Source organism: uncultured Campylobacter sp. (genome assembly GCF_938030685.1).
GTDB lineage: Bacteria > Campylobacterota > Campylobacteria > Campylobacterales > Campylobacteraceae > Campylobacter_B.
The window spans coordinates 21,775-27,879 of the sequence record NZ_CALHHX010000022.1 but is presented as its reverse complement, the minus strand read 5'-3'; the positions used below and the strand labels follow the sequence as shown (position 1 = coordinate 27,879).

The following is a 6,105-nucleotide window of genomic DNA, read 5'->3' as shown; positions in this document are numbered from 1 at the left end:
ATCAAATTCAAAAAGATTATGGCGAAGCCGATATCAATAAATTCCTAAGTTCTTTAAGCGATAAGAATTTCAAGCTTCCGCAGAAAACTAGGGATATATATTATTATTTTGTACCGCACATGATAGATATATTGCCCAATATCTTAAGATTTTCTGCCGTAAATATAGAAACAGGTAAAGAGTCTTGGAATCCACTGGCTGTTATAGGCTATGATATTGAAATCGGTGAGGATGGGAAAAGTGCTAGCATAAATGGCGAGTATATGTTACCCAGTGCCGATCCCGAATATCTGATTCATAACGGCAAAAAGATACCGATCAACACATATTATCAAGTGAGCGAGGTAAACGGTAAGCTCGTTAAATTATCTAAGCAATTAGATAAGAATTCCGATCTTTATGTGATATTCTTACCGGACTACGAAAGAATATTGATTTTAGATGAAAAAGTCTTTGAATCGACTTTCATTCAGCTCTTCGTGCTAGAAAATTACGACAAAGACTTATTTGAGCCGATTTATTTAAGTAATTCTGCGCGGATTTACAAGTTATTAAGATAAATTTATATCCAGAGGAATACCGCGTAAATTCTTATTACGCTATACTTTTACAAAGCATATGTTACTAAGCGATAAAAAATTTATAATGTAAATTATATGGAGATTTAGAATTTATACTGGATATAAATAAATTACAAAAATACTTAAAATTTTGTTACTAAAAATCGTAAATGTTATGTATTTACTTTAAATTTAGCCTAGGTTTCGAAGCGTGTCGCTATCATTAAGATGAAATTTCACCAAAAGGAGTAAATATGAGAAATTTTGTTGCAAAAGCATTGTTGCTTAGTTCTTTGGTTGCGGCGAGCGCGATGGCGGAGGGGCTTTTCGTAGGTGGCGAGGCCGGTTACAATTTCAAAAACGAAGCCGCGGGTTTTGATGACGGGCAGCCTCAAATAGGCGTTAAAGCCGGGTATGACTTCGGTACGTTTAGGGCTTACGGCGGGTATTTTTACGGATTTAAGGGCGAGGATTCCAGCTCGAACGCCTATGCCAAAAGAAAAGTTAAATGGAGAACGCACGATTTTGTAGGCGGCGCAGATTTCACGCCGGAGCTTTTCGGCAGATTTAAGCTTGTCCTTGGCGCTTACGCCGGACTTTCTGTGCTAGATACCGAGGTTAAAATAGACTATAGAGACGGCAGCTGGGCTAGAGCGGACGATACGCTAGGCGGCTTTATCTTGGGCGGCAAGGTAGGTGCTTTGTATGAGTTCGGCTCAAACAGCGAGATCGAAATGGGCTTTAAGGCAAGCAAAGCTTGGTATAAAGACGGCGATTATATCGAAGATAACGACGGTAAAAAATACGGCGTTTACGCAGGATATAATTATAAATTCTAAATTCTTGGAATTTCATCTTACGGCTTATCCGCTCCCGATTATCCAAAATCGGGAGCTTTTACTAAAATCCATAAAAACGAATCCAGTTTAAATTTACGACGCTTATGCACTACTATAAAATTTATCTGCTTTGTGAGATTAGATTAAAATTTTAATAGCGGCAAAAGAAATTTTAGATAAAATCAACATTTTCATACCAAAATTTTACTCAAAGGATAGAGATGAAGAGTTACGTTACGGGCTTTCCGCGTATCGGAGAGCAGCGCGAGTTAAAGAAGGCTTTAGAGAGCTATTGGGCGGGCAAGTGCGATTATGACACACTAGAGCGGGTCGCCGCAGAGCTAAAAGATCGTCACATCAAATATCAGCTGGATGCTTGGAGCGGCCTAATTAGCGTAAACGACTTTTCATACTACGATCTGATGCTCGATACCAGCGTGCTTTTCGGCGTGATCCCGCAGCGCTTTGCGGCTCTTTCGGCGCATGAGCAGTATTTTGCGATGGCGCGCGGCAGTAAAGACGCAGTCGCGATGGAGATGACGAAGTGGTTTAACACAAACTACCACTATATCGTGCCTGAGATCTCTGCATATACGGAATTTAGCCTAAATCCTAGTAAAATTTTAAGCGAGTACAAAGCTGCTAAGAATAACGATTTTAAGGATTCCTGCGCGCTAAAGATAAATTTAATCGGACCTATTACTTACTTGGCGCTTAGCAAATCAAGCGACAAAAGTGATCCACTCGCGCATTTAGACGCTCTTGCCGAGAAATACGAGGAGCTGCTAAAGCTTCTTAGCGAGCTTGATAACGAGGTCTTAGTTCAGATCGATGAGCCGATTTTCGTAACGGATCGCGCGACTGAGCTAGCGCCAAAGATTGAGCCTATTTATCAGCGCCTAAGCAAGGCTGCAAGTAACGTAAAAATTATCTTTATGACCTATTTTGAGCATGCGACTGAGGCCGTGCGCGAGATAGTAAAGACCGATGTTTGGGCGGTCGGGCTTGATTTTGTTTACGCAAGCGAAGAGAATATCAAAAAAGAGCTTCAAGCTTTAAAAGACGCTAAGACTGTGCTTTTTGCGGGCGTGATCGACGGGCGTAATATCTGGAAGAGCGACATCGACAAAAAGCTAGCCCAGCTCAAAGTTATCGAGGTCTACGTGCCTAAGGAACGCATCTACGTGGGTACCTCCTGCTCGCTTTTGCACGTGCCTTTTACGCTAAAATATGAGGACAAGCTAAGCACCGAGATCAGATCCTGGCTAAGTTTCGCGGTCGAAAAGTTAAGTGAAATTTCTATTTTAACCCATCTTTTCTTTGAAATTCCGATGTGCGAACACGGCATGAAAGCTTACGAGGAAAATCAAAAATCTGCCAAAACTCGCGAGAGCTCGCCGCTCATCCACGACGAGAAGGTCTCTGCTCGCGTGAACTCGCTAAGTAAGCTTGAGCGCGCCGATCGCTACGAGGATCGCATCAAGGTGCAGAAAAAGGAGCTAGGCTATGGAATTTTACCTACCACTACGATCGGCTCCTTCCCGCAGACTGCCGAGCTTCGACAAGTCCGAAATGCCTATAAAAAGGGCTTAATCAACCGCGAAGCCTACGAGCGTGACATCAAAGCCTACATCGACGACTGCGTTAAATTTCAAGATGAGATTGGTCTGGACGTGCTGGTTCACGGCGAGCCTGAGCGTAACGATATGGTCGAGTATTTCGGCGAGCAGATGAGCGGATACGCATTTAGCGCCAACGGCTGGGTGCAGAGCTACGGCAGCCGCTGCGTGAAACCGCCACTACTTTTCGGCGACGTGAGCCGCCCAAAACCAATGACCGTGGAGTGGATCAAATACGCTCAAAGCCGTACTAAAAAGATTATGAAGGGCATGCTAACGGGACCTGTTACGATGATGAACTGGAGCTTCGTGCGCGATGATAAGCCTCGCGAGCAGATCGTAAAACAGCTCGCACTTGCGATTTTTGATGAAATTTCGGATCTGCAAGACGCGGGTATCAAGATCGTTCAGGTGGATGAGGCGGCGTTTAAAGAGGGCTATCCGCTACGCGCGGAAAATATCCCTGCGTATGAAAAATTTGCCGTCAGCGCCTTTAAGCTCGCCGTCAGCGCCGCAAGCGCTCACACGCAGATCCATACACATATGTGCTATTCGGAGTTTAACGACATAATCAAAACGATAGAGGCGATGGATGCCGACGTCATAAGCATCGAGACCGCTCGCAGTGGCAACGAGCTACTTCGAGTTTTCAAATCGGTCGGCTATAAGCAAGAGGTCGGTCCGGGCGTTTACGACATCCATAGTCCGCGAATTCCTAGTGTGCAGGAGCTCGTAAGCCAGATCCGCGCGCTGCTTGAGGTGCTTCCTAAAGAGCAGCTGTGGATCAATCCGGACTGTGGCCTAAAAACCCGTAAATGGGAGGAGGTCCGCCCTAGCCTAAAAAATATGGTCGAAGCGGTAAGACTTATCCGCGCAAAGGCGTAAATTTCGCGCAAAAAAGACTTTGCTGCCGGGCAAATTTCCAACCCGGCAGCCGTTTTGCGATAAAATTCTACGCTAAATTCTATTTCAAATTTCAAAGTCCGATCGGCACTGAATTTTAAAATTCGGGCTTTTAAATTTAGCATTCGTTGTTTTTATAATCAAAATTTTTAGGAGCAAAAATGAAGGTAAAAGTATTTGTTGGCGCGGCTATTGCGGCGTTTGTGCTGTGCGGCTGCGGCGAGGATAACGTAAAGATCGTCAAAGAATATACGCTACCGCAGCAAAAGTCCATGACGATCGGCAATGCAATCGACGGCTCTAGCGAGTGCAAAAAAGTTTCTTGGCAGGATATCAGCGTCAAAAATAGCATCCAGGCGGTGAAGATGACTTGCGAGGTAAGCGCTGAGGTGCTAAAAGCGGAATTTGACAAGGCTAACGCAGCCTATGAGAAAGCATACGCTTCGGAGGCGGAAAGCAAAGAAAAGCGTTTGCAAAATAGCCTAAAATACGCGTCTGATAGTTACGAAAGGCTAAAAACGCAAAGCTCGCCGCAGTTTGATAAAGATAAAATTTTACAAACCGCGAATAAGCTTTGCAAATTTGACGAAGAAAAGAGCAAAGGCATTTCGTTTAGCGCTCCGGTCAAATGCGACGACGATGCCCTGCAAAAGGAAGTCGCAGACGTTTATAAGCTCAATGCGAATAGTTGGAGCTATGCTAATTTTTTAAATTTGATAAAAGATGTCGCCGCAAGCTCCCAAAGACCGGTGAACGTGCTATTTATCGATAAGCCTGTGCAAATCACGTCGCGCCAGATAGAGATAAAATTCATCGTAAATACCGATAAGAGCGTCGATGTGGACCGAACTGCGATTATGATCGAAGACGGCAACAGCAAAGAGATCGGAAGCGGAATTATAAGAAAATTTTATAAAAGATAGCGTTTCGATTGCGCCGCGTCGCGAGCGCTAGCTCAGCGCTCGGACAGATCCTGCGAGCGAGCGGTAGCATAAAATTTCGCGGCAGCAAGCTACTGAAATTTTATTGCACGAGTTTAAAAACAGCGACGCGAAATTTTACTTCGAGCGAGCATTAAAGGGCGGTGCGAAATTTTACCGCGATCGCCCCCGCAAGCAAGCCGAGGCAAGCGATAAAATTTTAAATTCTCGCAAATTGATCCCTTGTGCACACAAACCTCGCCAGCCGAATAAAAAACGCTGAAATTTGCAATTTTACGCGGCGCTTTATAAACTGTTTACGCCGCTAAATTAGAATTTCAAAACGCGAGCCAAAGCCGGTATCTTTGCGCTAGAAATTTTAAATTGCAAATTAAAATTTACATTATCTCGTTAGAATGGCTGGATTGCGAAGCAAGATTCGGCTCTGCTAGGTTAAATTTCAGCTCAAACTCAAATCTATGTAGCCGTATTGAAAATTTACGGCTAATTTCGCCTGGTGAGCTGGAATTTACGCCGCGCTAAAACTAAGCCTAGAGTCGAAATTTTACGATGCGAAGCTCATTGATTTTACTTGCGTTTTGCGCGAAAGAGCGAGGCTGGCGTAAGGCGCATTTACGCTGCCCCGAAATTTAAAAGAGACTTTATGGTGGCGTAGGTTTTGCAATTTGCAGTAAAAATAAAGCTATGATTTTGGCTCATAAGGCACAGCTTTTAGATGGTTTCTATCGCGCTCTAACGTGAGATTGACTTAGTAATTTCGCGCGATAGATTTTAACGGGCGGAATTTTATCATCGCTGCAAAATTTTTGGCTTTTAAAATTTTACTTTGTAGGATTTCAGTCCTCATAGTTGTGATGAAGTGGCTCATCTTATTTCGTAGGATTTTAGCGGCATCGCGCGCCTAATTTATATGGCATAATTCCAAAAGGCGCTTATTTTGAAATCCTGCGGGTAGAACCTGCGAGACTGCGTTTGCGAGGTTTTATAAGAATTTGATGGCAAACCGCTCAGCGCGTTTAAAAATTTTATTCGTGCGTCGAGCTCTCATTTGCGTTTCAAATTTTGCCATTGTGGCGGAATTTTGCTCACGTGGCAAGGGCTTGCTGCAAGCTGTCCGTGAATCTAAGGATTTGGACGCTAAATTTATTAGCGCGTTTGGCGACGCAACGCCGTGACTACCGCCGTGCCTGCGCATAAAATATTGCGCTGCAAGCGATTAAAAAAAGTTTTTGGCTTTTTCGCT

Annotated in this window: 3 protein-coding genes and 1 pseudogene; all 4 read left to right on the top strand. The window is 44.0% G+C overall.

Translation table 11 applies throughout. The features are described 5' to 3' along the window. Positions 1 to 560, top strand: a pseudogene (locus tag Q0369_RS01150) (acetyltransferase); the annotation flags it as partial. A gap of 254 nt (positions 561 to 814) precedes the next feature. Further along, a complete protein-coding gene (locus Q0369_RS01145) occupies positions 815 to 1,399 on the top strand; it encodes an outer membrane beta-barrel protein (RefSeq protein ID WP_298094840.1) in 585 nt (194 codons plus the stop codon). A gap of 221 nt (positions 1,400 to 1,620) precedes the next feature. Further along, the gene (gene metE, locus Q0369_RS01140; protein WP_298094837.1) at positions 1,621 to 3,903 is read left to right on the top strand and encodes a 5-methyltetrahydropteroyltriglutamate--homocysteine S-methyltransferase; all 2,283 of its coding nucleotides are present in this window, start codon (positions 1,621 to 1,623) and stop codon (positions 3,901 to 3,903) included. A gap of 179 nt (positions 3,904 to 4,082) precedes the next feature. After that, positions 4,083 to 4,844: a hypothetical protein gene (locus Q0369_RS01135; protein ID WP_298094835.1), complete on the top strand. Its 762-nt coding sequence runs from the start codon at positions 4,083 to 4,085 to the stop codon at positions 4,842 to 4,844. Positions 4,845 to 6,105: the final 1,261 nt, after the last annotated feature.